Below are 26,889 nucleotides of genomic sequence, written 5' to 3'. Positions count from 1 at the left end.
CGTTTGTCCTCTGTCGTATACATCCGGTCTCGATCCTAAGCCTGTAAGTATGAGGGTAGCTTGTTTAGGCTGGTTACTATTCGTCCTTAGCCTTTAATTCGTTGCAGTTATTCCATCGAAAATGTGACCTGCGTCAGAAGATTAGTTGCCTGTCCTGGGGTAACGTTCCATTTATTCCCTGTTTCGCTTACCATAGCTGAAGCGTTTCAGTCGACTAAATGTTCGACAATTAAGCAAACAAATGCAGTTTCAATAGTGCGAGGATTCCCCTCAGACGATTGCTGGATTACTCTGTCAGCCACTTAGTCTCAGGGATTCTGGCAGGAGAGATATGACCGTACGCATAGCAATTAATGGCTTCGGTCGCATTGGGCGCAACGTGGTACGTGCTTTGTACGAATCCGGTCGCCGTGCGGAAATTACCGTCGTAGCAATCAATGAACTGGCTGATGCTGCGGGTATGGCGCATCTGTTGAAGTATGACACCAGCCATGGTCGCTTCGCCTGGGACGTCCGTCAGGAGCGTGACCAGTTATGGGTAGGCGACGACGCCATCCGTATTTTGCACGAACCGCAAATTGCTAATTTGCCGTGGCGTGAACTGGGTGTTGATGTGGTGCTCGATTGTACTGGTGTGTTTGGCTCCCGTGCAGACGGTGAAGCTCATCTGGCCGCTGGTGCTAAAAAAGTCCTCTTCTCTCATCCTGGCGGTAACGACCTCGACGCCACCGTTGTTTACGGTGTGAATCATGAAAGTGTGGTTGCTGAACATCGCATTGTTTCAAATGCTTCTTGCACCACAAACTGCATCATTCCAATTATCAAACTGCTTGATGATGCTTACGGTATTGAGTGGGGCACAGTGACCACCATTCATTCGGCCATGCATGATCAACAAGTTATTGACGCCTATCATCCAGACTTGCGCCGCACCCGTGCCGCCAGCCAGTCTATTATTCCCGTTGATACGCGTCTTGCTGCTGGTATCACACGTATTTTCCCGAAATTTAACGATCGTTTTGAAGCAATTGCGGTACGTGTTCCTACCATCAACGTCACAGCGATAGATTTAAGCGTGACGGTGAAAAATGCAGTTAAAGCCAATGAAGTCAACAAGTTGCTGCAAAAAGCAGCACGAGATTCATTTCATGGTATAGTTGACTATACGGAATTACCGTTGGTCTCGACTGATTTTAACCACGATCCGCATAGTGCCATTATTGATGGCACACAAACCCGGGTCAGTGGGCAACATCTGATTAAAACTTTAGTCTGGTGTGATAATGAATGGGGCTTTGCTAACCGAATGCTCGACACGACGTTAGTCATGGCCGCAAGTGGTTTCAGGTAGAGCGCATATGCGTTCGCAAAACTTTAAGAATCAACGAGAGGATTCACCATGTCTGTAATTAAGATGACCGATCTGGATCTGGCTGGTAAGCGCGTTCTGATCCGTGCAGATTTGAACGTACCAGTTAAAGAAGGGAAAGTGACATCTGACGCACGTATTCGTGCATCACTGCCAACTATCGAACTGGCCCTGAAGCAAGGCGCTAAAGTGATGGTAACTTCTCACCTGGGTCGTCCGACTGAAGGCGAGTACAACGAAGAATTCTCTCTGCTGCCGGTTGTTAACTACCTGAAAGACAAATTGTCTTCCCCGGTTCGTTTGGCTAAAGATTACCTCGACGGCGTTGAAGTTGCTGAAGGTGAACTGGTTGTTCTGGAAAACGTTCGCTTCAACAAAGGCGAAAAGAAAGACGACGAAACTCTGTCTAAAAAATACGCTGCACTATGTGACGTATTCGTAATGGACGCTTTCGGTACAGCTCACCGCGCACAGGCTTCTACTCACGGCGTTGGCAAATTTGCAGACATCGCTTGTGCAGGCCCGCTGCTGGCTGAAGAGCTGAGCGCACTGGGTAAAGCACTGAAAGAACCAGCTCGTCCAATGGTTGCTATCGTTGGCGGTTCTAAAGTTTCTACCAAACTGACTGTTCTTGATTCCCTGTCCAAAATCGCTGACCAGCTGATTGTTGGTGGTGGCATCGCGAACACCTTCGTTGCTGCTCAAGGCCACAACGTAGGTAAATCTCTGTACGAAGCAGACCTGGTTGACGAAGCTAAACGCCTGCTGACTATCTGTGATATCCCAGTACCTGCTGACGTTCGCGTTGCAACTGAGTTCTCTGAGACTGCTACTGCAACTCTGAAATCTGTAAACGATGTGAAAGCTGACGAGCAGATTCTGGATATCGGTGATGCATCTGCAGCACAACTGGCTGAAATCCTGAAGAATGCAAAAACCATTCTGTGGAACGGCCCGGTTGGCGTGTTCGAATTCCCGAACTTCCGTAAAGGTACTGAAATCGTTGCTAATGCAATTGCAGACAGCGAAGCATTCTCTATCGCAGGCGGCGGTGACACTCTGGCAGCAATCGACCTGTTCGGTATTGCTGACAAAATCTCCTACATCTCCACTGGCGGCGGCGCATTCCTCGAATTCGTGGAAGGTAAAGTTCTGCCAGCAGTAGCGATGCTTGAAGAGCGCGCTAAGAAGTAATGATTACGGGCAGGGTTTCCTGCCCGTTGTTTTTTAGTCGTTTGCAAACGCGGGCGACTCATCGTTTTTTCTAACGGCCAACGATACAGGACAACGTAACATGTCTAAAATTTTTGATTTCGTAAAACCTGGTGTTATCACTGGTGATGACGTACAGAAAGTTTTCCAGGTAGCAAAAGAGAACAACTTTGCTCTGCCAGCAGTTAACTGCGTAGGCACCGACTCTATCAACGCTGTACTGGAAACTGCTGCGAAAGTTAAAGCTCCAGTTATCGTTCAGTTCTCTAACGGTGGCGCTGCATTCATCGCTGGTAAAGGCGTGAAAACTGACGTTCCTCAGGGCGCTGCAATCCTGGGTGCTATCTCTGGCGCACATCACGTACACCAGATGGCTGAACATTACGGCGTGCCAGTAATCCTGCACACTGACCACTGCGCGAAGAAACTGCTGCCGTGGATCGATGGTCTGTTAGACGCGGGTGAAAAACACTTCGCAGCTACCGGCAAACCACTGTTCTCTTCTCACATGATCGACCTGTCTGAAGAGTCTCTGGAAGAAAACATCGCGATCAGCGCTAAATATCTGGAGCGTATGTCCAAAATGGGCATGACTCTGGAAATTGAACTGGGTTGCACCGGCGGCGAAGAAGATGGCGTAGACAACAGCCATATGGATGCTTCTGCTCTGTACACTCAGCCAGAAGACGTTGATTACGCTTATACTGAACTGAGCAAAATCAGCCCACGTTTCACCATCGCTGCTTCTTTTGGTAACGTGCACGGTGTTTACAAACCAGGTAACGTGGTTCTGACCCCGACTATCCTGCGCGATTCTCAGGATTATGTTTCTAAGAAACACAACCTGCCGCACAACTCCCTGAACTTCGTATTCCACGGTGGTTCTGGTTCTACTGCTCAAGAAATCAAAGATTCCGTGAGCTACGGTGTTATCAAAATGAACATCGATACCGATACCCAGTGGGCAACTTGGGAAGGTATCCTGAGCTACTACAAAGCTAACGAAGCGTATCTGCAAGGTCAGTTGGGCAACCCGAAAGGCGAAGACCAGCCGAACAAGAAATACTACGATCCGCGCGTATGGCTGCGTTCTGCACAGACTTCCATGATCACCCGTCTGGAGCAAGCTTTCAAAGAACTGAACGCAGTAGACGTTCTGTAATCTTTGTAGCTTAATTGCCGTACCGAAAAACCCGCCTTGTGCGTAATGCCGATCAGTTAAGGATCGGTTGACCGATCCAGTGGTTGTGTAAGAATCCGGAAATGTTCTTCGTTTCCGGATTTTTTTATGCACATCGGACAGGCTCTTGATCTCGTTTCCTGCTACGACTCACTGCGTAACCCACTGACCACACTGGGAGATTACCTCGACCCCGAGTTCATCTCCCGTTGCCTTGCCGAATCCGGCACGGTGACTCTGCGTAAGCGCCGCCTGCCGCTGGAAATGATGGTCTGGTGCATTGTCGGGATGGCGCTCGAGCGTAAAGAACCTCTTCATCAAATCGTTAACCGGCTGGATATCATGCTGCTGGGCGACCGCCCCTTCGTGGCTCCCGGCGCCGTTAACCTTTCAGAAATCCACTCTAACGTTCGATTTTTCCGGTCTGGTTTTTATGTCGGGCCGTTACTGTTCCTGGCAGGCCATCAGCCGAGCAAGGTCCATCAGGCGATTGGAGAATCCTCACCCGTTACCATACCAGGCAAGCATTTTGACCATGTTGCCGTCAATCACCAGCGTTGAGAGCCCGTCGATGGTGGGGGAACGCGGATCTCCCTGGAGACGGTAAGGAAAATCCAAAAAAAGAGCTGAGACGGCGGATCATTTTTATCGGATAAGCGTATAGTTATGCGGGCAAGAAAAGGAAGCTCCGGCCCAGCCGGAGGAAAGTTAATCTGTTATGGAAAAGGAATTCGATGTTATCCGCAAAGAAAATCTCCTTTGTGCTGCACGCGCTGGCGCTCTCTTTGGGGCTGCTGGCCGCCTCCGCCTTTGCAAAAACCTATGACTGGCCGCTGCCGGAAAACACCACCTTGACGGTGAATATTCCCCGTGGGGCGCTGCTCATTGTCACCCGAGTAGACGGTAAGCAGCAGGTTTCTCTGGATCTGAAAAAGGTGAATATTGCCCGTGAATCGTCGCTAACCAGCCGCAAAATCACCGGTGATATCCCCTCCGAAGAGCCGCTCTGGTCGATTAAAGGTTCATCCGCCACGCTTACGTTCCCCACTCCTGCTGATATCGATTTACAGAAGGTAACCGGCGTTTCCGCCGCGCTTATCCTCCCCGCTACGGGCGAGTATGAAATTAACGGCACGCTGTCCGACGTCTATCTTAAGGACACAAAAAATACCCTCCGCGTAAAGGTGGTTAACGGCAAGGTCATCGCGCAGAATGCTGCGGCGGGAGATGTGGCGATAGATGTCTTAAACGGCAGCATCACCACGGAAGGCATGAAAGGCAAGCTGTCGTTAAAGCTGCGCAGTGGCACCTTAACGGATAAAGGCTCTCAGGGTGACCTGGATGTGGATCTGGTTAACGGTGATTTACTGCTTAATTCGGCGTCGAAAACCCTGCACATTAAGCAGATTACCGGCAAACAGACCATCGACGCCCAGGCCTGTGAGGTCTTCACCAACGACCTGCAAACCGGCAGCAGCGAAATTCGTTTAGGCTCGAAGCTGAAGAAAGGATCGATAGTTTCAGCCGGGGGGGAGATTACCACTCTTGTTGCCGACGACTGGCAGGGGAAGATAGTTGCCGAGGGTGTCAGCGGCAATAACATCATCAATCATCTGTCTGACCTCAAGCCGACGGCGGTCAAGCCACCGCTTAGCGACGAACGCCTGGAGCTGACTCAGGGAGCCGCACCGGCTGCTCAGCTTACGCTCTCCACGGTTGGGGGGGGGGTCACCCTCCAGCATGCGCTGCAGGCAGGGAAGTAATATGAAAAATAACACTTTTGCCTTGGCCTTTACGGCGCTGCTCGGCGCCTCTTTCACATCGGGGGCGGCGTGCGCTACAGACCTCGGCAAGTTGGTTCACGGCCCGCTGGCGACCAATGACGGCCAGACGCTCGCGTTTTATCAGAAGGACAATAACGTCACCGCCTGGTTTACTTCCCCTCCTCAGACCGAGCAGGAGACGATTTCGGATTACGCCTTGATCGTTGATAGCCACTACGAGCTGGGAAGTGTCTCTATTGTGGCGGTGTTTTACCAGGATCTCGATAAGGGCGGCCAGGATGAGGTTATCGTTATGTATCGCGATGCGTCCGGAAAACCCCATCTCAGGGCCTGGGGAGCGGACGCAGACCAGATGCTGCCGCTAACGCGCCTTACGCCACAGCTTGAGGATATCGCCGCATCGCTGGAGAAATTTACTGTTGCCGGCGCGCGCAAGGCCCTGGCGGACCTCTTACCTCAGCAGTATTTAATCACCCGCGTAATACAGGATCCGTCCGAGCCACTGTTCAGAGATGTGCTGGGCGCACCGCATAAATACCACCCGGTCTTCCAGCGCTATTTTGATGAGTTGGGGGACGACGTAACTAACCCGCAGGATGCACAGGGCTACTCGCTTATCTTCCCGGGCAAGTTTATTGAGCGTACTAACGAGAAAGCTGAAAAAACCAAATATACGCTGACCATGGATATCATACGCCAGGGCAGCTGCGGTATGGATGAGGCAGGTTTTTCCCCCACCGGGCTCCATTATGAAAACCTCACGGCAGGAAAAAAATCTGTCAAGGAGGGACCTTTTGTCTATTACACCCTGCAGGGATGCCAGCTGACCAAGAACAGTGAAGGGCAATATCACGATAATCACTATGAGGGTGATTGGACCTGGTACAGTCCTGAAGAAGGCGGGCGCCTGGTGGAAAAGGGGACCTTCAGAAAGGGCCTTCGCGAGGGGAGCTGGCAGCGGTTCGACGAGCAAGGGCTGCGCAAAGAGGGGAAATATCTCCATGATGTAGAGGACGGCGTATGGCAAACCTTCGCTGAGTCAGGAGAGGTTATTGCCTTAGAAAGCTACCAGAAGGGATATCGCAACGGTCCCTGGTGGCGAAAAGTGGCAGCGAAGGGCAGCGAATCCGGCTGGGTGACCGAAGAGCAAGGGCAGTACCTCAACGATAACAAAGAAGGAGCCTGGCAGGAGAGAATGACCCACGAGCCACGCTACGCGCATTATCATAACGGGCTGCTGGACGGAGAGCTGCGCGTGACAAAGCTCAACGGTCAGAACTGTGAGAGCGGCCATTATCAGAAGGGCCTGCGGCACGGCGAGAGCAGCGAGTGGCATGACAACGGGGAATTAAAAAAACGCGCCAATTATCTCTATGGCCAGTTGCAGGGAACAAGCTACAACTACAGGGATAGCGGCAAGATCGCTGAGGTCCAAAACTGGAAGCCTGGCTCTGCGGTTAATGCCGATTTATGTCAGGGCCTGACCAACCAGGATGCCTGTGATATACGCGCAGCGAAGTTAGCGCAGTCTCTGGAAGAGGGCGAGTGGCGCTCTTTCTACGAGGACGGCCAGCTGGCGGCTATCTCTGAGCGGCGCAACGGGAAGAGGTACGGGACTGAATATGAATTTAACCACTCCGGCAAGCTGTCCTTCTATGCGCGCTGGGATGGGAAAGCGGATCCGCTGGAGAATACCCGCTACGATTATTCCCAGTTAGATGATTACGCCCATAAACCTGTTCGTATGTCACTGCTGGCCGATACGCGGTTGCTCAACGACGGACGTAAAGAGCAATCCACCTTCCATTCCGGCAGCAATAAACTCTCGAGGCACAACTTCTGGTGCTCCGCCTCCTGGACCTCTGCGGCGGTGTGCGGAACGGAATATTTGTGGTATCGATCCGGCGTACTTTCTGCCGTTATACAGCAGCACTATAACCGGAGAATCGAAAGTACGGACTGGGACAGCACCGGGTTTATCGATCGGCAAACGGTGAAAACGTCAGAGAAAACGTTCAGCGAAAGATTTTATATTTTAGACAAGCTGTATACCGACACGGTGAGTCCGGCCACCACTTATCATGACGGTAATGAAGAGGTTGTCGCCGCCGGCCCGAGCAACATCAGCGAAACGCGCCGCTATGATAAGCGGGGCAATCTGGTGACCTTTGAAGAACAGCAAAAGGAATACGAGGGGAATAAAAATAGCCGGGTTAAACTGCCGGTTCAATAAGTTTGGTAATGCCGGACTATTGTCTTCGTTCACCCGGTAGCGATGTTTAACGGGTTGACTACTTGTCAGTCCACATTCCTGCGTCAGTCGTCGTGCCAGCCACCGCCCAGCATCAACGCCACTCTGGCGCAACATCTGGCTGGCTGATGGCCCGGCTACCGGCAGCGCCACGACTGAGGGCATGAAAAGCTCTCACCCGGCTTCGCAATTCAATTCTTTGCACATTAACAGGACGCTTCACCTGCGCGTAATAAACGCTACGGTGAACACCCCATAAACGGCAAAGGACCCGTAATGGCTAATGCCAGTCACTTAAGTATTTTTATGAATAAAAATTCATTTCTTTGCTTATGAGGATAACGAAGGAATCAGGCTTACAGAACCGTTTTCCTTCATCGGAGGCCTGAATTACTTTGCCTCATTTCCTTAACTGACCAGCATTACGCCTTGTGCGGGTTTTTTTACGACAGTAATGAGAACGCAATCGTTTATATCTCAATATTTAAAATGAAATATTCCGTTAAACTCACTGCTCATAATCCAATAAACCCTTTATTTAAGTTCATTAAATGCTCAAATAAACAGGTTGGGTGTATTAATTAATTTTTAAAAATAACACGATTAGTTTATATTTCACTTTAAACCCTAAGATAAATCTTCTCTTGCTATTATAAAATGCAGTATGAACAGCTGCTTATTTAAACTTATATGATTAAATTATCTCCATAACTTAATTTTATTAGGGTGCTTAAGGTTGATGTTTATCATATTAAAGGCTAATTGTTTTTTGTATCTATCTGTTTTTAAAGCGCTTATTTTAATTGATTGCTCTGTATGCAATTAACTCTCAAGTATTTGTGAGTCAAGCCACATAACATCCTGTGTGCAATTCGTTATGATCTTCTGCATGGAAAGTAAATTGAGCGCAGAACTTCATGGACAATAATTCGTTACCAAAGACACAACACCTGATGGTATTCCAGGAAGTTGTCAGAAGTGGTTCATTTGGTTCTGCGGCAAAACAGCTTGGCCTCTCACAACCAGCAGTCAGTAAAGTTATTAGTGAGATGGAAGCTTATTTCGGCTTAGAGATCATCATTAGAAAAAACACCGGCGTAAAATTAACCGAAGCAGGCAAAGTGTTACTGACATACTCAGAATCCATCACGCGTGAACTGAGAAATATGTGCAGCGAAATGAGTCGAATGATTGGCAATACTGTCTGTGATGTATCATTTGGCTATCCTTCCCTGATCGGTTTTACTTTTTTGCCCGGCATGATGAAAGAGTTTAAAGGGCTCTTTCCGCAATCTCAGGTATCAATGTTTGAAGCCCAGCTTTCCTCATTCTTGCCCGCAATTCGTGATGGTCGTCTGGATTTTGCTATCGGTACGTTGAGTGATGAAATGCTATTGCAGGATCTCCATATTGAGCCGCTGTTTGAGTCAGAATTCATTCTGGTCGCGAACCGAACACGGGTAGTCAAAGGAACAACTACGCTAAGTGCTCTAAGCCATGAACAATGGGTCTTGCCGCAAACGGAAATGGGATATTACAGCGAACTCCTTACTACGCTACAAAAGAACAATATTAAAAGCGAAAATATCGTTAAAACTGATTCGGTAGTGACTATTTATAATTTAGTGTTGAATGCCGACTTCCTGACGGTAATCCCTCGAGATATGATTGCCCCATTTGGTTCTAACCAATTTATAAAAATTCCAGTTGAAGATAAATTACCTATTGCTCGCTATGCCGCGGTGTGGTCTAAAAATTACCGAATTAATCATTCTGCAGCCACATTAGTTGAGCTTGCCAAAAAACACTCGTTGCGTAGCCATTTTCAATTTAATCAATTAACTGAAGTTGCTTAGCATAATTCAGTAATTGATAAATATATAACTTATTCAAGGTGATTGATTTAATAAGCAGTCACCTCCTGTATTGTTTTAGCTTTTTAATGTTGAGGTCAACATGCATATCGACTATGAACTTCCTGTAACTATTATTGATGTTCTTGAAGCAAAAAAAAGACTCGCTGGATATATATATAAAACAGGAATGCCTCGTTCTAATTACCTTAGCGAATGCTGCAAGGGCGAGATATTTTTGAAATTTGAAAATATGCAGCGTACCGGTTCATTTAAAATACGTGGTGCTTTTAATAAGCTTAGCTCCTTAACTGAAGAAGAAAGAAAAAAAGGGGTAGTGGCTTGTTCTGCTGGCAACCACGCGCAAGGGGTTTCACTTTCCTGCGCTATTCTGGGCATTGATGGCAAGGTGGTGATGCCTAACGGTGCACCGAAATCTAAAGTGGCAGCAACTACTGATTACTCCGCGCAGGTAGTGATGCACGGTGATAACTTCAACGACACCATCGCTAAGGTCAGCGAAATTGTTGAGATGGAAGGGCGTATTTTCATACCGCCGTATGATGATGAACATGTTATTGCCGGGCAAGGCACCATCGGCCTCGAGATTCTTGAAGATTTATATGATGTCGATAACGTTATCGTGCCGATTGGCGGTGGTGGCTTAATCGCGGGTATAGCGCTGGCGATTAAATCAATTAACCCGACAATTAATATTATCGGTGTGCAGGCTGAAAATGTGCATGGTATGGCCGCATCATTTTATAAAGGCGAACTGATGGCACACCGTACTTCAGGTACATTAGCCGATGGCTGCGATGTTTCTCGTCCGGGCAGAATAACCTATGAAATAGTGAAGAAATTAGTTACCGACATTGTTTTAGTAAGTGAAGATGAAATTCGCAACAGTATGGTGGCGTTAATCCAACGCAATAAAGTTGTTACTGAAGGCGCTGGTGCTCTGGCCACGGCGGCTTTATTAAGTGGCAAATTGGATCACTATATTAAAGGCCGTAAAACAGTAAGTATTATCTCCGGCGGAAACATCGATCTCTCGCGTGTTTCGCAAATCACAGGATCAGCAGATATTTGATATAGCCAACTAATTCGGGTTGCACTCAGAATAATAAATGTGTAGCCCGGAATATAACGGATATTGAATTATTAAAGGAACTCTATTATGAGTAATACTGACGCAACTATTATTGGCCAAAAAGCTGTATCGCAGTGGCGTAAATCTGACACTACCTGGACATTAGGCTTATTTGGCACCGCTATCGGCGCCGGAGTTTTATTTTTCCCTATTCGTGCAGGTTACGGTGGCTTAATTCCAATATTGATTATGTTGTTCCTGGCCTATCCCATTGCATTTTATTGCCACCGCGCACTAGCACGCCTGTGTCTTTCAGGCAGCAACCCTTCTGGAAATATTACCGAAACGGTAGAAGAGCATTTTGGTAAGACTGGTGGTGTGGTCATTACCTTCCTGTACTTCTTCGCCATTTGCCCGCTGCTGTGGATTTACGGCGTTACTATTACCAACACCTTTATGACTTTCTGGGAAAACCAGTTGCAACTCATGCCGCTAAACCGCGGTGTAGTGGCGCTGTTCCTGCTGCTATTGATGGCTTTTGTTATCTATTTTGGCAAAGACCTGATGGTCAAAGTCATGAGCTATCTGGTGTTCCCGTTCATTGCCTGCCTGATCCTGATTTCTGTCTCGCTGATCCCTTACTGGAACTCTGCGGTTATCGACCAGGTGAGTCTCAGCGATATTTCCTTTACCGGCAGTGACGGCATTCTGGTGACCGTATGGCTCGGTATTTCTATCATGGTCTTCTCCTTTAACTTCTCGCCGATAGTCTCCTCGTTTGTAGTTTCTAAACGCGAAGAGTATGAGCAGGACTTCGGCAGGCAGTACACTGAAGACAAATGCTCCAAAATTATCTCCCGTGCCAGCATGTTGATGGTGGCCGTTGTGATGTTCTTCGCCTTCAGCTGCCTGTTCACGCTCTCTCCACAAAATATGGCTGAAGCTAAAGCGCAAAATATTCCGGTGCTTTCTTATCTGGCAAACCACTTCTCATCGATGTCTGGTTCTAAGTCTACCTTTGCAACCACACTTGAGTATGGCGCGTCGATTATTGCCCTGGTCGCTATCTTCAAATCCTTCTTCGGCCACTATCTTGGCACCCTCGAAGGGCTTAACGGTCTGGTTCTCAAGTTTGGCTATAAGGGCGATAAAACCAAAGTCTCTGGGGGAAAACTCAATCTTATCAGTATGGTCTTTATCATGGGGTCGACCTGGGTTGTGGCTTATGCCAACCCGAACATCCTCGATTTGATTGAAGCGATGGGCGCACCAATTATTGCCTCTCTGCTTTGCCTGCTGCCAATGTATGCCATCCGCAAAACCCCTGCTCTGGCGAAATATAAAGGCAGAACCGAAAACATTTTTGTCACAGTAATTGGTTTGCTGACCATTCTTAATATTGTTTACAAGCTTATCTAATTACTTACTCAGGATGAGTGGAATTTAAAATGAATGAATACCCGGTAGTGTTGACGATTAACTGTGGTTCTTCTTCGGTTAAGTTTTCAGTGTTAGATGCAGAAACTTGCGATGTGCTTTTATCTGGAGTTTGTGAAGGTATTAATACCGAACGTGCATTTTTAACGGTCAATGATGGAGAGCCAGTTATTCTGGCTCACCAGAATTATGAAGAGGCACTTGCGGCAATATCTGCTGAACTTGAGAAGCGTCATTTAATTGATAGTGTGGCCTTTGTTGGCCACCGTATTGCTCACGGTGGTTCTTTATTTAGCGAGTCTGTATTAATTACCGATGACGTTATAGACAAAATTCGCCAGGTTTCACCTTTGGCTCCGCTGCACAATTATGCCAATTTACACGGCGTGGAGTCTGCACGGCTTCGTTTTCCGGGCCTTCCTCAAGTCGCGGTATTTGATACCAGTTTCCACCAGACGCTAAAGCCCGAAGCTTATCTGTACGGTTTGCCATATCGTTACTTTGAAGAGTACGGTGTGCGCCGCTATGGGTTCCATGGAACTTCACATCGTTACGTAGCGCAGCAGGCGTGTGAGTTATTAGGTCTCAGGCCAGAAGACTCGGGGTTAGTGATTGCTCACTTAGGAAATGGAGCTTCGGTTTGTGCGGTTCAGAATGGTGCGAGCGTCGACACTTCAATGGGCATGACGCCACTCGAGGGGCTGATTATGGGCACACGTTGTGGTGACGTGGATTTTGGCGCAATGGCCTGGCTTGCTCGTCAGACAGGGCAATCGATGGATGATCTTGAGCAGGTAGCCAATAAAGAGTCAGGGCTACTGGGTCTTTCAGGTCAGTCATCTGACTTACGTACGCTGGAAAATGCCTGGCACAACGGTGATATACGGGCGCAATTAGCGATAAAAACATTTGTCCATCGTATTGCCCGAACAATTGGTGCGCATGTCGCTGCGTTAAAACGTTTTGATGGCGTTATTTTTACCGGTGGTATTGGTGAGAACTCAATACTTATTCGTCGCCTGGTCGCCGAGCGGTTACGCGTTTTTGGTATTGAAATGGATATCGATAAAAATAACCAGCCTAACCGAATCGGTGAACGTGTTATTTCCTGCTCACAGTCGCCGGTCAATTTAGCTGTTATTCCCACCAATGAAGAAAAAATGATTGCGCTTGATGCTTTGCATTTAGGTAGAGAATGCCATCTCGCAGAATACGTCTGAATTAATCATCTGGTACAAAGGAATGAAGTAATGAAAGTGGATATTGATATTACCAACGATAATTATTCCCATGCCTGGCAGCAGTTTTCGGGCGAAGAATGGAAAAAGACAATTAATGTTCGGGATTTTATCCAGCAGAACTATACACCGTATGAGGGTGATGAATCATTCTTAGCGGGTGCAACTCCAGCGACAACTGCGCTGTGGGAAAAGGTCATGGACGGTATTCGTATCGAAAATGCCACCCATGCCCCGGTGGATTTCGACACCAATATTGCCACCACGATTACGGCCCATGCACCGGGTTATATTCTCAAAGAGCGTGAGAAAATTGTTGGTTTGCAAACCGATAAACCGCTGAAGCGTGCCCTCCATCCGTATGGCGGCATCAATATGATCAAAAGCTCATTCGAAGCTTATGGTCGTGAAATGGATGCAGACTTCGAATACCAGTTCACCTCACTGCGTAAAACCCATAACCAGGGGGTATTTGACGTTTATTCACCGGATATTCTGCGCTGCCGTAAATCGGGCGTGCTGACCGGCTTACCGGACGGTTATGGTCGTGGTCGTATTATCGGTGATTACCGCCGTGTGGCGCTCTACGGGATTGCGTATCTGGTACGCGAGCGGGAATTACAGTTTGCCGATCTACAGGGCCAGCTTGAGCGCGGTGAAAACCTGGAAGCGGTGATACGTCTGCGTGAAGAGTTGTCTGAACATCGCCGCGCACTGTTACAAATCCAGGAGATGGCGGCGAACTATGGCTTTGATATTTCACGTCCTGCCAACAATGCACAAGAAGCGCTGCAATGGCTCTATTTTGCTTATCTGGCCGCGGTGAAATCGCAAAATGGTGGGGCGATGTCGCTGGGCCGTACCACCACGTTTATCGATATTTATATTGAACGCGATCTGAAAGCGGGCTTGCTGACTGAGTTGCAGGCACAAGAGCTGGTCGATCATTTTATTATGAAGATCCGTATGGTGCGCTTCTTGCGTACGCCAGAGTTCGACTCGTTGTTTTCCGGCGATCCAATCTGGGCGACAGAAGTCATTGGTGGTATGGGATTGGATGGGCGCACACTGGTCACCAAAAATGCGTATCGCTACCTCAACACGCTTTACACCATGGGGCCTGCACCAGAGCCGAACCTGACGATTCTGTGGTCGGAGGCGCTGCCGAAACCATTCAAAGTGTATGCAGCAAAAGTCTCTATCGAAACCTCGTCTTTGCAATATGAAAATGACGATCTAATGCGCTGTGATTTTGACAGTGATGACTATGCGATTGCCTGCTGTGTCAGCCCGATGGTGATTGGCAAACAGATGCAGTTCTTTGGCGCACGCGCTAACCTGGCAAAAACGCTGTTGTATTGCATCAACGGCGGCATGGATGAAAAACTCAAAATCCAGGTCGGCCCGAAAATGCCGATGTTGTTGGACGATGTTCTGGATTATGAAACGGTGATGAGCAGCCTCGACCACTTTATGGATTGGCTGGCAGCGCAATACATCACGGCGCTCAATCTCATCCACTATATGCACGATAAATACAGCTACGAAGCCTCGCTGATGGCGCTACACGACCGGGATGTTTATCGCACGATGGCATGTGGTATTGCCGGGCTCTCGGTGGCGGTGGACTCGCTTTCCGCGATCAAATACGCGACGGTGAAACCGGTGCGTGACCAAAGCGGGCTGGCAGTAGATTTCGTGATTGAAGGGGAGTACCCGCAATACGGTAATAATGACGATCGTGTTGATGCCATTGCCTGCGATCTGGTTGAGCGCTTTATGAAGAAGATCCAGGCGCTGCCAACTTATCGCAATGCGGTGCCGACTCAGTCGATCCTGACGATCACCTCAAACGTGGTGTATGGGCAAAAAACGGGTAACACACCGGATGGTCGCCGTGCCGGAATGCCATTTGCACCAGGGGCAAATCCAATGCACGGGCGGGATCGGAAAGGTGCGGTGGCTTCATTAACGTCGGTAGCCAAACTGCCGTTCAGCTACGCCAAAGATGGTATCTCTTATACCTTCTCGATTGTTCCTGCGGCATTAGGGCGTGATGACGCCGTGCGCCAGTTAAACCTGGTGGGTTTGCTGGATGGTTATTTCCATCACGATGTGCGAACTGAAGGTGGGCAGCATCTGAATGTTAACGTCATGAACCGGGAAATGTTGCTTGATGCCGTTGAACACCCGGAAAACTACCCGACGCTGACCATTCGTGTTTCCGGCTACGCGGTGCGTTTTAATGCGCTCACGCGTGAGCAGCAACAGGATGTGATTTCTCGCACCTTTACTCACGCTATCTGATACCACACTGCATTTATTCACTCTTTAAACCCGCCACGTGCGGGTTTTTTTCGGCCAAATTTGTGAGCAACTTGGCATATTCGGTTGTTTTGTTTACCCTTTAAAGTCTCTGTTGTGCCTTTCAGGCGCAAAAATCAGTAATGACAAGGAACCGTGAATGGAAGATCTCAACGTAGTAGACAGTATTAATAATGCTGGAGGCTGGCTGGTGCGCAACCAGGCGTTACTGCTGAGCTATGCGGTCAACATTGTGGCGGCGATTGCGATAATCATCGTCGGGATGATCGTGGCTCGCGTGGTTTCCAATACTATTAACCGTGTGATGTTGGCGCGTGGTATTGATGCGACGGTAGCTGATTTCCTTTCCGCTCTGGTGCGTTACGGCATCATCGCATTTACGTTAATTGCCGCGCTGGGGCGCGTTGGCGTACAGACTGCGTCCGTTATCGCTGTGCTCGGTGCCGCAGGCTTAGCCATTGGCCTGGCATTGCAAGGTTCGCTTTCTAACCTTGCGGCAGGCGTCTTGCTGGTTACCTTCCGCCCATTCCGCGCGGGTGAATATGTTGATCTTGGCGGTATTGCAGGCTCGGTACTGAATGTGCAGATTTTCTCCACCACTTTGCGCACTGTAGACGGCAAAATCGTTGTCGTGCCAAACGGTAAAATCATCGCCGGCAATATTATTAACTTCTCCCGCGAACCGGTGCGCCGCAACGAATTTATCATCGGCGTGGCGTACGATTCGGATATCGATAAAGTTAAGCAAATCCTGACAGATATCATCACCAGCGATGAGCGCGTGCTAAAAGACCGCGAAATCACCGTGCGCCTCAATGAGCTTGGACCGTCAACCATTAACTTTGTGGTACGTGCCTGGAGCAACAGTGGTGACCTGCAAAATGTCTATTGGGATGTGCTGGAACGCATTAAACGCGAGTTTGATGCACAGGGGATCAGCTTCCCTTATCCGCAAATGGATGTGAATTTCAAACGTGTGAAAGAAGCAGAAGCTGCGTAAGAATGATTTTCTCGGCCAGCTTCGGCTGGCCTGATTATTATTAGCCATACTAATAAGCCATTAATATTATCCATTTCCTCTAATAATTATTCCTCATTACACTCTTCCTCAATCGCTAAACATTGAAGAGTGAATTATCGTGTTATCTTATTTTTTTCAAGGTCTTACATTAGGAGCTGCGTTAATCCTGCCGCTGGGGCCACAAAATGCTTTTGTGATGAACCAGGGCATTCGCCGCCAATATCATCTGATGATTGCTTCTCTTTGCGCAATTAGCGATGTAGTGCTGATTTGCGGTGGGATATTTGGCGGTAGCGCGCTGCTGATGCAATCGCCATGGCTGCTGGCTATCGTCACGTGGGGCGGTGTGGCATTCCTCTTGTGGTATGGCTGGGGCGCATTGCGTACCGCGTTGAGCAGCAGCGTTGAGCTGGCGTCGGCTGAGATGATGAAGCAAGGGCGCTGGAAAATTATCGCCACCGTACTGGCGGTGACCTGGCTTAATCCGCATGTTTATCTGGATACTTTTGTGGTGCTGGGGAGTCTCGGCGGGCAACTGGCTGATGAACCGAAGCGCTGGTTTGCATTAGGTACCGTGAGTGCGTCTGTTCTGTGGTTTTATGGTCTGGCACTGCTGGCAGCATGGCTGGCACCGCGCCTGCGTACCGCGAAAGCGCAGCGTATTATTAATGGCGTGGTTGGCGTGGTGATGTGGGTTATCGCGTTGCAGCTTGCGTCTGACGGGGTTCGCCACATTGCATCGCTGATAGGTTAATTAGCCTTTATCTGATAGACAACTGACTATTCCAGGCTAAGCTTGCAGCCAGACGTCAGTGTATTTTGCAGACGTAATGACAGTGGAATGTAGCATGGAGGAATTACAGTGAAGTTTAAAACCCTGGCATTAGCCGCTTTAGTGGGATTAGGTTCGGTTTCGGCGTTGGCCGATGAGTTGCCAAATGGCCCACATGTCGTGACATCCGGCACCGCAAGCGTGGATGCTGTTCCTGACATTGCTAAGCTCGCAATCGAAGTTAATGTGTCAGCCAAAGATGCTGCATCAGCTAAAAAACAGGCTGACGATCGCGTTGCACAATACCTGACATTCTTGCAGCAAAGTGGCATTGAGAAGAAAGACATCAATGCTGCCAATCTTCGTACCCAACCAGAATATGAATACCTGAAAGATGGTAAAACGCAGCTTAAAGGCTACATTGCCGTGCGTCAGGTTGATGTCACGCTGCGTAAACTCGACAAAATGAACGAGTTGCTTGATGGCGCATTAAAAGCGGGTCTTAACGAAATTCGTTCTGTTTCTTTGGGGGTTGCAAACCCGGAAGCTTATAAAGACAAAGCACGTAAAGCCGCTATCGACGATGCCGTTCGCCAGGCAAAACTGCTGGCCGAAGGCTTTAGCAGCAAGTTGGGCCCAGTTTATAGCGTGCGTTACCACGTCTCTAACTACCAGCCCGCGCCGATGGTACGGATGATGAAAGCTGACGCGGCTGCGCCGGTTTCAGCCCAGGATACCTACGATCAGCAAACGATTCAGTTTGACGATCAGGTTGATGTGGTGTTTGAACTCGAACGCGCTAAGAGCGAGCAGTCTGCACAATAAATGGTGGATGGCGCTGCGCTTACCCACCCTAGAAAATCGTAAAATGTAGGTCGGATAAGCATTAGCGTCATTCGACAAAACAAGAAGGCCGCTAAATATTAGCGGCCTTCTTCTATTCTGCGTCCTGTCGTAGAACTTTATGTCCGTATTCGAGCAGTGCATCGGTCACATTACGCATCATGCGGCTTTCTGGCGCAAAGCGGTGCCAGTAAAGCATCCGGCGTTGCATCAGCCCCGGCGTCAGGTCAATCAGCTCACCGTTGTTAATCTCTCTTTCAATTTGCAGATGCGGAATCATGCAACATGTGGTTCCCTGACGCGCCAGTTGTACGAAGGCTTCCGACGAGTTAACGATGTGGCACGGCACGCTGCCCGGCGACAAATCGAAGTTTTGCTGTAAGAACGCTTGATGCATGTCGTCGAGATGGTCAAACGCGACGGCAGGGGCTTTGAGCAATGCTGAACGCGTGACGCCGTTCGGGAAATAGCGCGCTGCAAAATCTTTCGAACCGACAAACAGATAATCTAGCGCACCCAGTCTGTCAACCAGGCAGCTTGGCAGCGGCTGTGGTTGAATAGACACCGCGCCGACCACTTCACCGCGACGCAGGCGTTCTTGCGTTCGGGTTTCATCTTCAACCTGAAGATTAAGGCGGATAGGGGAGTCTGCCAGAACAGGCGCGAGTGCCGGCAGCAACCAGGTTGCCAGACTGTCGGCGTTCACCGCAAGCGAAAGCAGCAGTGGCGTGGAGCCCGTTTGTTCATCGCCCAACCACTCTTCTTCAAGCAGTTCGACCTGGCGTAATAACGCCAGTAACTTTTGCCCTTGTTCGGTTGGACGGGGTGGCACGGTGCGCACTAACAACGGTTGGCCGAACATATTTTCCAGTTGCTTGATACGCTGTGAAACGGCTGATTGAGTAATGCAGAGCTTTTGTGCCGCGCGCTCAAATCCTCGTTCACGAATGACTGCATCCAGCGCCTGTAGCGTTCTATAGTCCGGGCGTTTCATTGTTGTTAGCTAACTCCTGTTTTTGTTATCCCCGCACTATGACATAAATTTGCCGCTGATCCAGACCAAAACCGCAAAGTTCGCCTGAGTATTATGGCAATCGCAGGGCATTTTTTTGAAGCTTGCCCTATAATGCGCGTCAGTTTTCACAGCACAGGCAAAAAACCATGACGCAGGATGAACTGAAAAAAGCAGTCGGCTGGGCAGCATTACAATACGTGCAACCAGGCACGATCGTTGGTGTGGGTACTGGCTCAACTGCCGCGCACTTTATTGATGCTCTCGGGACTATCAAGCATCAAATTGATGGCGCTGTTTCTAGCTCCGACGCTTCTACCGCCAAACTGAAAAGCCTTGGTATCACGGTTTACGATCTTAACGAAGTGGACTCACTGGGCATCTACGTAGATGGCGCAGATGAGATCAACGGCCAGATGCAAATGATCAAAGGCGGTGGTGCCGCTCTTACCCGCGAAAAAATCATCGCGTCTGTGGCGGAAAAGTTTATCTGCATTGCTGATGCGTCCAAGCAAGTGGGTATTCTTGGTAACTTCCCTCTGCCGGTTGAAGTGATTCCAATGGCACGTAGTTGTGTGGCTCGCCAACTGGTCAAACTGGGCGGCCGCCCTGAATACCGCCAGGGTGTGGTGACCGATAACGGCAACATCATTCTTGATGTTTATGGCCTGAGCATTGTCGAGCCAATTGCATTGGAAAATGCAATTAACGGCATACCTGGTGTCGTGACTGTCGGCCTGTTTGCTAACCGTGGCGCAGATGTTGCGTTGATTGGTACAGCCGATGGCGTGAAAACCATTGTGAAATGATATGACCGGGGCGCATTAGCGCCCCTTAAAATGAATAAAAAATGACAAAATAATCTAACGCCAAATTTGGTGACATATGTCACATTATTAACAACTGTCTACTTTTCATTCCTGGTTCTCTCTTCTACTTAGCATTTTCTGCTGCCAGCTATGGCTTATTCCTTTTTTGACCAGATGAGTGCGCAATCGTTTATATTGCCCCGCCCGTATTTTTTGATATTTTGGCAGAAGGGTGTCTTATCACACAGCACAACATCAGTTCTAAAAATAGGGTCGGGAAATGGCAAAAGTATCACTGGATAAAGACAAGATTAAATTCCTGCTGGTGGAAGGCGTACACCAGAAAGCCGTGGATAACCTTCGCGCAGCAGGCTATACCAACATCGAATACCACAAAGGCGCGCTGGATAGCGAAGCCCTTAAAGAGTCGATCCGTGATGCGCATTTCATTGGTCTGCGTTCCCGTACTAACTTAACTGAAGATGTTCTGTCGGCGGCTGAAAAGCTGGTGGCTGTGGGTTGTTTCTGCATCGGCACCAACCAGGTTGACCTGGATGCTGCGGCTAAACGCGGTGTACCAGTGTTTAATGCTCCGTTCTCCAACACTCGTTCTGTTGCTGAGTTGGTTATTGGCCAACTGCTGCTGCTGCTGCGTGGTGTACCGGAAGCGAACGCCAAAGCACACCGCGGCGTGTGGAATAAGCTTGCGGTTGGTTCTTTTGAGGCGCGTGGTAAAAAACTCGGCATCATCGGTTACGGCCATATCGGGACTCAGTTGGGTATTCTGGCTGAAGCGCTGGGGATGCACGTCTATTTTTACGATATTGAAAACAAGCTGACGCTGGGTAACGCGACTCAGGTTCAACATCTTTCAGACCTGCTCAATATGAGCGACGTGATTAGTCTGCATGTGCCTGAAAATGCATCTACGAAGAATATGATTGGTGCAAATGAATTAGCGCTGATGAAACCAGGTTCACTGTTGATTAACTGCGCGCGCGGTACCGTTGTTGATATCCCGGCTCTGTGTGATGCGCTGGCAAGTAAGCATCTGGCGGGGGCGGCAATCGACGTCTTCCCAACTGAGCCTGCGACCAACAGTGACCCGTTCACGTCACCACTGTGTGAGTTTGATAACGTGATCCTGACTCCGCACATTGGCGGCTCTACTCAGGAAGCGCAGGAGAATATCGGCCTGGAAGTCGCTGGCAAGCTTGCAAAATACTCTGATAACGGCTCAACGTTGTCGGCGGTAAATTTCCCAGAGGTGTCTCTGCCGCTGCACGGTGGAAGCACCAGCCGTTTGCTGCACATTCATGAGAACCGCCCGGGCATTTTGACCGCGCTGAACCAGATTTTTGCCGAGCAAGGTATCAACATTGCTGCTCAATACCTGCAAACAACTCCGCAAATGGGTTATGTCGTTATTGATGTGGACGCCGAAGAAGATATTGCTGAAGCGGCACTGAAATCCATGAAGGCGATTCCGGGCACTATCCGTGCCCGTCTGCTTTACTAATCGCAAGTCTACGGGAGCCTGCACGGGCTCCCGTTTTTTTCTTAAAGTCCTTTTCCTGAGTTGTTTTTTCCGCCTGCCCCACGGATAGTTAGGCTTTTAGCTAGGCGGCGAAGCAACATGACAACTACATTCTTAAAATCCGGTGCCTTTATACTTCTGCTGATTCTCATCTATACGGGATTTAGCACCGCAGACAGGCTTACCTGGCTGATGGAAGTCACTCCGGTCATTATCATTATCCCTCTGCTTTTAGCGACTCATTCGCGTTTTCCCCTCACGCCACTGCTCTATATTTTGATTTTTCTGCACGCCATTATTTTGATGGTGGGCGGTTTGTATACCTACGCCAAAGTGCCGATCGGTTTTGAAGTTCAGGAGTGGTTGGGTTTGAGCCGTAATCCTTATGACAAACTCGGCCATTTTTTCCAGGGGCTGGTTCCCACACTGGCGGCACGGGAAATTCTGATTCGGGGTGGCTATGTTCGTGGGCGCAAAATGATCGCGTTTCTGGTGTGCTGCGTCGCGCTCGCCATCAGTGCGGTTTATGAACTCATTGAATGGGCGGCGGCGCTGTCATTAGGGCAGGGAGCAGATGAGTTTTTGGGGACTCAGGGCGACGTCTGGGACACACAATCAGATATGTTTTGTGCGCTTCTCGGTGCGCTGACTACAGTTTTGATACTGCAATACTGGCACACAAAACAGCTACTGAAACTGCGCGTAGCCTGATCTCACCACTGCCAAATCTTTGACGGCGTGACGACCGCAGGCAATGGGATATCCCATTCTTCTGCGGGTAACGCCGGAACGTGCTGGAAATCGTGTGCCAGCCCAACTGGCCACAAACCATGCTGCTGCCAGTTCTGCAGCGTGCGATCGTAAAAACCACCACCCATTCCCAGTCTTTGCCCTTGCTCGTCGAAAGCAACCAGCGGCGTAATCAGCACATCCAGTTTATTCAGCGGTAGCACGTCGCGGACATCAAGTTTGGGCTCAAGGATTTTCAGACGATTCATCACCAGGTGGCTATCCTGGGCATAACGTAGAAACAGCAAATTGCCCTTACTAAAAGGGTGAAGCACTGGCAGATAAACGGTTTTGCCTGCTTGCCATAAAGCGCGAATTAACGGCGTGGTATCCAGTTCACCATCAAACGACAAAAACACGGCGACCGTAGCTGCTTTTGCAATAGGCTCGTAAGCGAGCATACGCGCAGCGGCGAGTTCAGCAAAATGGTGTTGTTCAGTTGTAGTGAGTGCACGGCGTCGTTGCCGAATATGTTGTCGGATTTCCTGGCGAAGCGATGGGATTAACTGAATTTTCGTCATGGTGATGACTGGTTGGTAGAAAGAGGGAATCTCCGAGATGCCGCCGCAGGCTGTAACCCTTGAACCCTTGGTTCAAGGTGAATGCAGCGTCAGAATCATCAGGCTTCTCGGACGGACCGAGCATGCTCACAGAATCTGGAGCACCACATTCTTGTGGTATGAAATATCGGCTCAGGGGACTGGCCCGCATGCAAACATCTCAGAGAAATTTGGTCTTCGAAGTTACTCTACCATAGGTAACTGCGAAGTGTTATTCAAAATTTGGACCCTGTCTTTCTGTTATGCGACCTTGTTCAAGCAACGCTTGTTCGATGGTCTGCTGTAACATTCGAATACGTTCTTCCATATTGGAAGCGTAATCGCGGGTTTTCGATTTTTCCTGAGCCAACTCGTAGCAAATGTTCAGTGCCGCGATGAAAACTAACTGCTCAGTATTTGTGACTCTAGTGCGAACTTTTAAATCTTGCAACCGTTGATTAAGCTCTTCCGCCGCAAGATTCAGTGCATCCTGTTGTTCAGGCGGACAATTCACGCGCAATGAACGACCGAAAATTTGGATATCGACTGGTTGTGCAGACATGCCACCTTCCTGCTGTTAACTCGCCTGCCTTCGTTTACCGTACCTGGTAACGAAAGGGGCGTCACTATAGCTATCCCGAAATGAAGATACAAGCCCTTTTCTGGTGCCTTGGGGTCCCTGGTGGTAGCATAACATGAACTATCCCTGCCAACGATGGCGAATGCGCATGTCTATACAGAACACTATGCCTGACTATGACTTAGTCGGCCAACTATTGAACCAACAAGGTGTGGGTCTGACGGCCTCTGAAATGCACGGCTTAATCAGCGGCATGTTATGTGGTGGCAACAAAGACACCAGTTGGCAACCGCTGTTGCACGACCTGACAAATGAAGGTCTGGCTTTTGGGCAAAACCTTGCAGATACACTGCGCCAGATGCATGGCGCAACGGGTGACTCGCTGGAAGATGATGGTTTTCTTTTTCAGCTTTATCTGCCAGATGGCGACGACGTAACGGTATTCCAGCGTGCTGATGCTCTGGCGGGCTGGGTAAACCACTTTTTACTGGGTCTGGGCGTGACTCAACCTAAGCTCGATAAAGTGACTGGCGAAACCGGCGAAGCTATCGACGATTTGCGTAACATTGCGCAACTGGGCTATGACGAAGACGAAGATCAGGAAGAGCTGGAAATGTCGCTTGAAGAGATCGTCGAGTATGTTCGAGTGGCTGCATTGCTATGCCATGACACCTTTACTCGCCCGGTTCCGACTGCGCCAGAAGTGCAAAAACCCACTCTGCATTAATAATTATAAGCTTCAGGAGGTGTGATGACTCAGCACGAATTTCTCCGGCGCCGTCAGGCGTTGTTGGCCAAAATGGCTCCGGCAAGCGCCGCGCTTATCTTTGCCGCTCCCGAGGTAACACGCAGTGCCGACAGTGAGTATCCGTATCGCCAGAACAGCGATTTCTGGTACTTCACCGGTTTCAACGAACCTGAAGCTGTACTGGTATTGATTAAAAGCGACGAGACCCATAACCACAGCGTTCTGTTTAACCGCCTGCGTGATAAAACTGCGGAAATCTGGTTTGGTCGCCGTCTTGGGCAGGAAGCTGCGCCTGAAAAGCTGGGTGTTGATCGTGCGCTGGCGTTCTCCGAAATCGGCCAGCAACTGCATCAATTGCTCAACGGGCTTGATGTGGTTTATCACGCGCAGGGCGAATACGCTTATGCCGATAACATTGTGTTTGCCGCACTGGATAAACTGCGCCATGGATCTCGTCAGAATCTCAGCGCACCGATGACACTGACCGACTGGCGCCCCTGGGTTCACGAACAGCGCCTGTTTAAATCGGAAGAAGAAATTGTCGCTATGCGCCGCGCCGGGGAAATCACTGCGCTTGCACATACCCGTGCGATGGAAAAGTGCCAGCCGGGCATGTTTGAATACCAGCTTGAAGGTGAAATCCATCACGAATTTAATCGTCATGGCGCGCGTTTCCCCTCTTACAATACCATTGTGGGTAGCGGTGAAAACGGCTGTATTCTTCATTACACCGAAAACGAAAGCCAGATGCGTGATGGTGATTTGGTGTTAATCGACGCAGGTTGTGAATACAAAGGTTATGCCGGTGACATTACCCGCACCTTCCCGGTGAACGGTAAATTCAGCGCGCCGCAGCGTGCGATTTACGACATCGTCCTCGAATCCCTTGAAACTGCTCTACAACTCTATCGTCCAGGCACCTCGATGCAGGAAGTTACCACGCAAGTGGTGCGCATTATGGTTAATGGACTGGTGAAGCTCGGCATTCTCAAAGGTGAGGTTGATCAACTGATTGCTGACAACGCCCATCGCCCGTTCTTTATGCACGGCTTGAGCCATTGGCTGGGGCTGGATGTACATGACGTTGGCGCTTATGGTCAGGATCGCTCTCGGGTGCTTGAGCCGGGAATGGTTATCACCGTTGAACCTGGTTTATACATTGGGCCAGATGCAGATGTGCCCGCCGAGTACCGTGGCATTGGTATTCGTATTGAAGACGATATTCTTATCACCGCCGACGGTAACGAAAACCTGACCGCCAGCGTGGTGAAATCCGCGGATGATATTGAAGCCTTAATGGCGGCGGCACGTCAGTCATGAGCGTGATTATTGTCGGTGGCGGTATGGCGGGCGCGACCCTGGCACTTGCGATATCGCATTTGACCTACGGAAAATTGCCGGTCCATTTGATTGAAGCAGTAGATCCTGAATCTGCGACGCACCCCGGTTTTGATGCTCGCGCTATCGCCATTGCGCAAGGGACTTGCCAGCAATTAACACGCATTGGTGTGTGGCCTGCTATTAAAGACTGCGCGACGGCAATTACCACCGTGCATGTCAGCGATCGCGGCCATGCGGGTTTTGTCACGCTGGAAGCGCAGGATTATCAAATTTCCGCGCTGGGCCAGGTGGTGGAACTGCACGACGTTGGGATACGCCTGTTTGCTCTGCTGCGTAAAACGCCGGGTGTGACTGTACATTGCCCGCAGCGTGTTTCGTCGTTTACGCGTGAAACGGATAAAGTCAGCGTCGAGCTTGATAACGGCGAGCTAATCGAAGGCCAGTTGCTAGTGGCTGCCGATGGTTCGCGTTCACCGCTTGCCGCGCAGTGCGGCATGACCTGGCAGCAACAGGATTATCAACAGGTGGCGGTGATCGCCAATATCACCACCTCTGAGCCTCATAACGGGCGCGCATTCGAACGTTTTACCGAGCATGGCCCGCTAGCGATGTTGCCGATGTCTGATGGGCGCTGCTCGTTAGTCTGGTGCCATCCGCTGGACGCTCAGGCTGAAATATCGCAGTGGAGCGACGAGCGTTTCTGCAACGAATTACAGCGTGCATTTGGCTGGCGACTTGGGCGAATTACCCATGCTGGTGCGAGAGTGCAATACCCTCTGTCGTTGACTACGGCTTCGCAGTCGGTATTACACCGCGTTGCGTTGGTGGGAAATGCCGCGCAAACCTTGCATCCGATTGCCGGACAGGGATTTAACCTTGGCTTGCGGGATGTCATGTCGCTTGCTGAAAATCTGGCTGTTGCGCACGAAGCATCTCAGGATGTTGGCAGCTATGCCGTTTTGGCTGGCTACCAGCAACGTCGCAGTGAAGATAAAATCGCCACCATTGGCGTGACGGATGGCTTAGTTCAACTGTTCGCCAACCGTTGGGCTCCGCTGGTGGTGGGGCGCAATCTTGGACTAATGGCGATGGAACATTTTACCCCGGCACGTGATGTGTTGGCACAGCGCACCCTCGGTTGGGTTGCGCGTTAAAG

The 26,889-nt window shown here is 49.6% G+C and carries 22 protein-coding genes, 1 other RNA gene and 3 pseudogenes; 20 read left to right on the top strand and 6 right to left on the bottom strand.

Features of this window, described 5'->3' with window-relative positions:
* The first annotated feature begins 331 nt into the window (after positions 1–331).
* From epd to IX31_RS10115, 4 genes and pseudogenes are all read left to right on the top strand, one after another.
* On the top strand, positions 332–1,351 hold the full coding sequence (gene epd / locus IX31_RS10130) for an erythrose-4-phosphate dehydrogenase (RefSeq protein ID WP_034457770.1): 1,020 nt from the start codon (positions 332–334) through the stop codon (positions 1,349–1,351).
* A 48-nt stretch (positions 1,352–1,399) separates the two neighbouring features.
* A complete protein-coding gene (pgk, locus tag IX31_RS10125) occupies positions 1,400–2,563 on the top strand; it encodes a phosphoglycerate kinase (RefSeq protein ID WP_034457768.1) in 1,164 nt (387 codons plus the stop codon).
* Between the two features lie 100 nt (positions 2,564–2,663).
* Positions 2,664–3,743 (top strand): class II fructose-bisphosphate aldolase, encoded by a 1,080-nt coding sequence (fbaA, locus tag IX31_RS10120; RefSeq protein WP_034457766.1) that lies wholly within the window; start codon positions 2,664–2,666, stop codon positions 3,741–3,743.
* 126 nt (positions 3,744–3,869) lie between these two features.
* Positions 3,870–4,145, top strand: a pseudogene (locus tag IX31_RS10115) (transposase domain-containing protein); the annotation flags it as partial.
* A gap of 117 nt (positions 4,146–4,262) precedes the next feature.
* Here the strand turns inward: IX31_RS10115 and IX31_RS23605 are convergent.
* Positions 4,263–4,358, bottom strand: a pseudogene (locus tag IX31_RS23605) (hypothetical protein); the annotation flags it as partial.
* Between the two features lie 137 nt (positions 4,359–4,495).
* On the opposite strand from IX31_RS23605, the gene IX31_RS10110 reads away from it, so the two are divergent.
* Together IX31_RS10110 and IX31_RS10105 are read left to right on the top strand one after the other, a co-directional pair.
* A complete protein-coding gene (locus IX31_RS10110) occupies positions 4,496–5,524 on the top strand; it encodes a DUF4097 family beta strand repeat-containing protein (RefSeq protein ID WP_034457764.1) in 1,029 nt (342 codons plus the stop codon).
* Between the two features lies 1 nt (position 5,525).
* Positions 5,526–7,778, top strand: coding sequence for a toxin-antitoxin system YwqK family antitoxin (locus tag IX31_RS10105; protein WP_034457762.1), 2,253 nt, complete (start codon positions 5,526–5,528; stop codon positions 7,776–7,778).
* Here the strand turns inward: IX31_RS10105 and IX31_RS23165 are convergent.
* Positions 7,752–8,076, bottom strand: a pseudogene (locus tag IX31_RS23165) (IS3-like element ISKpn37 family transposase); the annotation flags it as partial. The gene IX31_RS10105 and the pseudogene IX31_RS23165 sit on opposite strands and share 27 nt — an antisense overlap.
* 637 nt (positions 8,077–8,713) lie before the next feature.
* Here IX31_RS23165 and tdcA point away from each other — a divergent pair.
* The 8 genes from tdcA to IX31_RS10065 all read left to right on the top strand — a co-directional run bounded on the left by tdcA (position 8,714) and on the right by IX31_RS10065 (position 18,360).
* A complete protein-coding gene (gene tdcA / locus IX31_RS10100; protein WP_034457760.1) occupies positions 8,714–9,652 on the top strand; it encodes a transcriptional regulator TdcA in 939 nt (312 codons plus the stop codon).
* Between the two features lie 100 nt (positions 9,653–9,752).
* The gene (gene tdcB, locus IX31_RS10095; RefSeq protein WP_034457758.1) at positions 9,753–10,742 is read left to right on the top strand and encodes a bifunctional threonine ammonia-lyase/L-serine ammonia-lyase TdcB; all 990 of its coding nucleotides are present in this window, start codon (positions 9,753–9,755) and stop codon (positions 10,740–10,742) included.
* A gap of 87 nt (positions 10,743–10,829) precedes the next feature.
* On the top strand, positions 10,830–12,161 hold the full coding sequence (gene tdcC / locus IX31_RS10090) for a threonine/serine transporter TdcC (protein ID WP_034457756.1): 1,332 nt from the start codon (positions 10,830–10,832) through the stop codon (positions 12,159–12,161).
* Between the two features lie 29 nt (positions 12,162–12,190).
* Positions 12,191–13,399, top strand: a complete 1,209-nt coding sequence (tdcD, locus tag IX31_RS10085) for a propionate kinase (RefSeq protein ID WP_034457754.1) — start codon at positions 12,191–12,193, stop codon at positions 13,397–13,399.
* A 30-nt stretch (positions 13,400–13,429) separates the two neighbouring features.
* Positions 13,430–15,724, top strand: a complete 2,295-nt coding sequence (gene pflB / locus IX31_RS10080) for a formate C-acetyltransferase (RefSeq protein WP_034457752.1) — start codon at positions 13,430–13,432, stop codon at positions 15,722–15,724.
* 157 nt (positions 15,725–15,881) lie between these two features.
* A complete protein-coding gene (locus IX31_RS10075) occupies positions 15,882–16,742 on the top strand; it encodes a small-conductance mechanosensitive channel MscS (RefSeq protein ID WP_034457751.1) in 861 nt (286 codons plus the stop codon).
* Between the two features lie 139 nt (positions 16,743–16,881).
* Positions 16,882–17,517: an arginine exporter ArgO gene (argO, locus tag IX31_RS10070; RefSeq protein WP_034457749.1), complete on the top strand. Its 636-nt coding sequence runs from the start codon at positions 16,882–16,884 to the stop codon at positions 17,515–17,517.
* Between the two features lie 108 nt (positions 17,518–17,625).
* Entirely contained in the window at positions 17,626–18,360 is a 735-nt protein-coding gene (locus IX31_RS10065; RefSeq protein WP_034457747.1) for an oxidative stress defense protein, read from the top strand.
* Between the two features lie 112 nt (positions 18,361–18,472).
* Here IX31_RS10065 and argP read toward each other — a convergent pair whose 3' ends face one another.
* Positions 18,473–19,372, bottom strand: a complete 900-nt coding sequence (argP, locus tag IX31_RS10060) for a DNA-binding transcriptional regulator ArgP (protein ID WP_034457745.1) — start codon at positions 19,370–19,372, stop codon at positions 18,473–18,475.
* Positions 19,373–19,539: 167 nt separating this feature from the next.
* On the opposite strand from argP, the gene rpiA reads away from it, so the two are divergent.
* The 3 genes from rpiA (at position 19,540) to IX31_RS10045 (ending at position 22,447) form a co-directional block, all read left to right on the top strand.
* Positions 19,540–20,199, top strand: a complete 660-nt coding sequence (gene rpiA, locus IX31_RS10055; RefSeq protein WP_034457743.1) for a ribose-5-phosphate isomerase RpiA — start codon at positions 19,540–19,542, stop codon at positions 20,197–20,199.
* A gap of 280 nt (positions 20,200–20,479) precedes the next feature.
* Positions 20,480–21,718 carry a phosphoglycerate dehydrogenase gene (gene serA, locus IX31_RS10050; RefSeq protein ID WP_034457741.1) on the top strand — a complete coding sequence of 413 codons (1,239 nt, stop codon included), beginning with the start codon at positions 20,480–20,482 and terminating at the stop codon, positions 21,716–21,718.
* 117 nt (positions 21,719–21,835) lie between these two features.
* Positions 21,836–22,447: a DUF2238 domain-containing protein gene (locus tag IX31_RS10045; RefSeq protein WP_034457739.1), complete on the top strand. Its 612-nt coding sequence runs from the start codon at positions 21,836–21,838 to the stop codon at positions 22,445–22,447.
* A gap of 2 nt (positions 22,448–22,449) precedes the next feature.
* Here the strand turns inward: IX31_RS10045 and IX31_RS10040 are convergent, their stop codons facing one another.
* From IX31_RS10040 to zapA, 3 genes are all read right to left on the bottom strand, one after another.
* Positions 22,450–23,046: a 5-formyltetrahydrofolate cyclo-ligase gene (locus IX31_RS10040; RefSeq protein WP_034457737.1), complete on the bottom strand. Its 597-nt coding sequence runs from the start codon at positions 23,044–23,046 to the stop codon at positions 22,450–22,452.
* Positions 23,047–23,071: 25 nt separating this feature from the next.
* Positions 23,072–23,255, bottom strand: a non-coding RNA gene (gene ssrS, locus IX31_RS22315) — 6S RNA.
* Positions 23,256–23,296: 41 nt separating this feature from the next.
* Positions 23,297–23,626, bottom strand: coding sequence for a cell division protein ZapA (gene zapA, locus IX31_RS10035; RefSeq protein ID WP_034457736.1), 330 nt, complete (start codon positions 23,624–23,626; stop codon positions 23,297–23,299).
* A gap of 166 nt (positions 23,627–23,792) precedes the next feature.
* Here zapA and IX31_RS10030 point away from each other — a divergent pair, with 166 nt between their 5' ends.
* Genes IX31_RS10030 through ubiH form a run of 3 tightly spaced genes read left to right on the top strand, consistent with a single transcriptional unit; the run spans position 23,793 to position 26,887 of the window.
* On the top strand, positions 23,793–24,371 hold the full coding sequence (locus tag IX31_RS10030) for a YecA/YgfB family protein (RefSeq protein ID WP_034457734.1): 579 nt from the start codon (positions 23,793–23,795) through the stop codon (positions 24,369–24,371).
* Between the two features lie 24 nt (positions 24,372–24,395).
* Entirely contained in the window at positions 24,396–25,712 is a 1,317-nt protein-coding gene (pepP, locus tag IX31_RS10025) for a Xaa-Pro aminopeptidase (RefSeq protein ID WP_034457732.1), read from the top strand.
* On the top strand, positions 25,709–26,887 hold the full coding sequence (gene ubiH, locus IX31_RS10020; protein WP_034457730.1) for a 2-octaprenyl-6-methoxyphenyl hydroxylase: 1,179 nt from the start codon (positions 25,709–25,711) through the stop codon (positions 26,885–26,887). Before pepP ends, ubiH begins: the two co-directional genes overlap by 4 nt.
* Positions 26,888–26,889: the final 2 nt, after the last annotated feature.

The sequence above is a fragment of the Buttiauxella noackiae genome (genome assembly GCF_000737905.1).
In the GTDB taxonomy this organism is placed as follows: Bacteria; Pseudomonadota; Gammaproteobacteria; order Enterobacterales; family Enterobacteriaceae; genus Buttiauxella; species Buttiauxella noackiae.
This window is presented reverse-complemented; position numbering and strand designations above follow the sequence as displayed.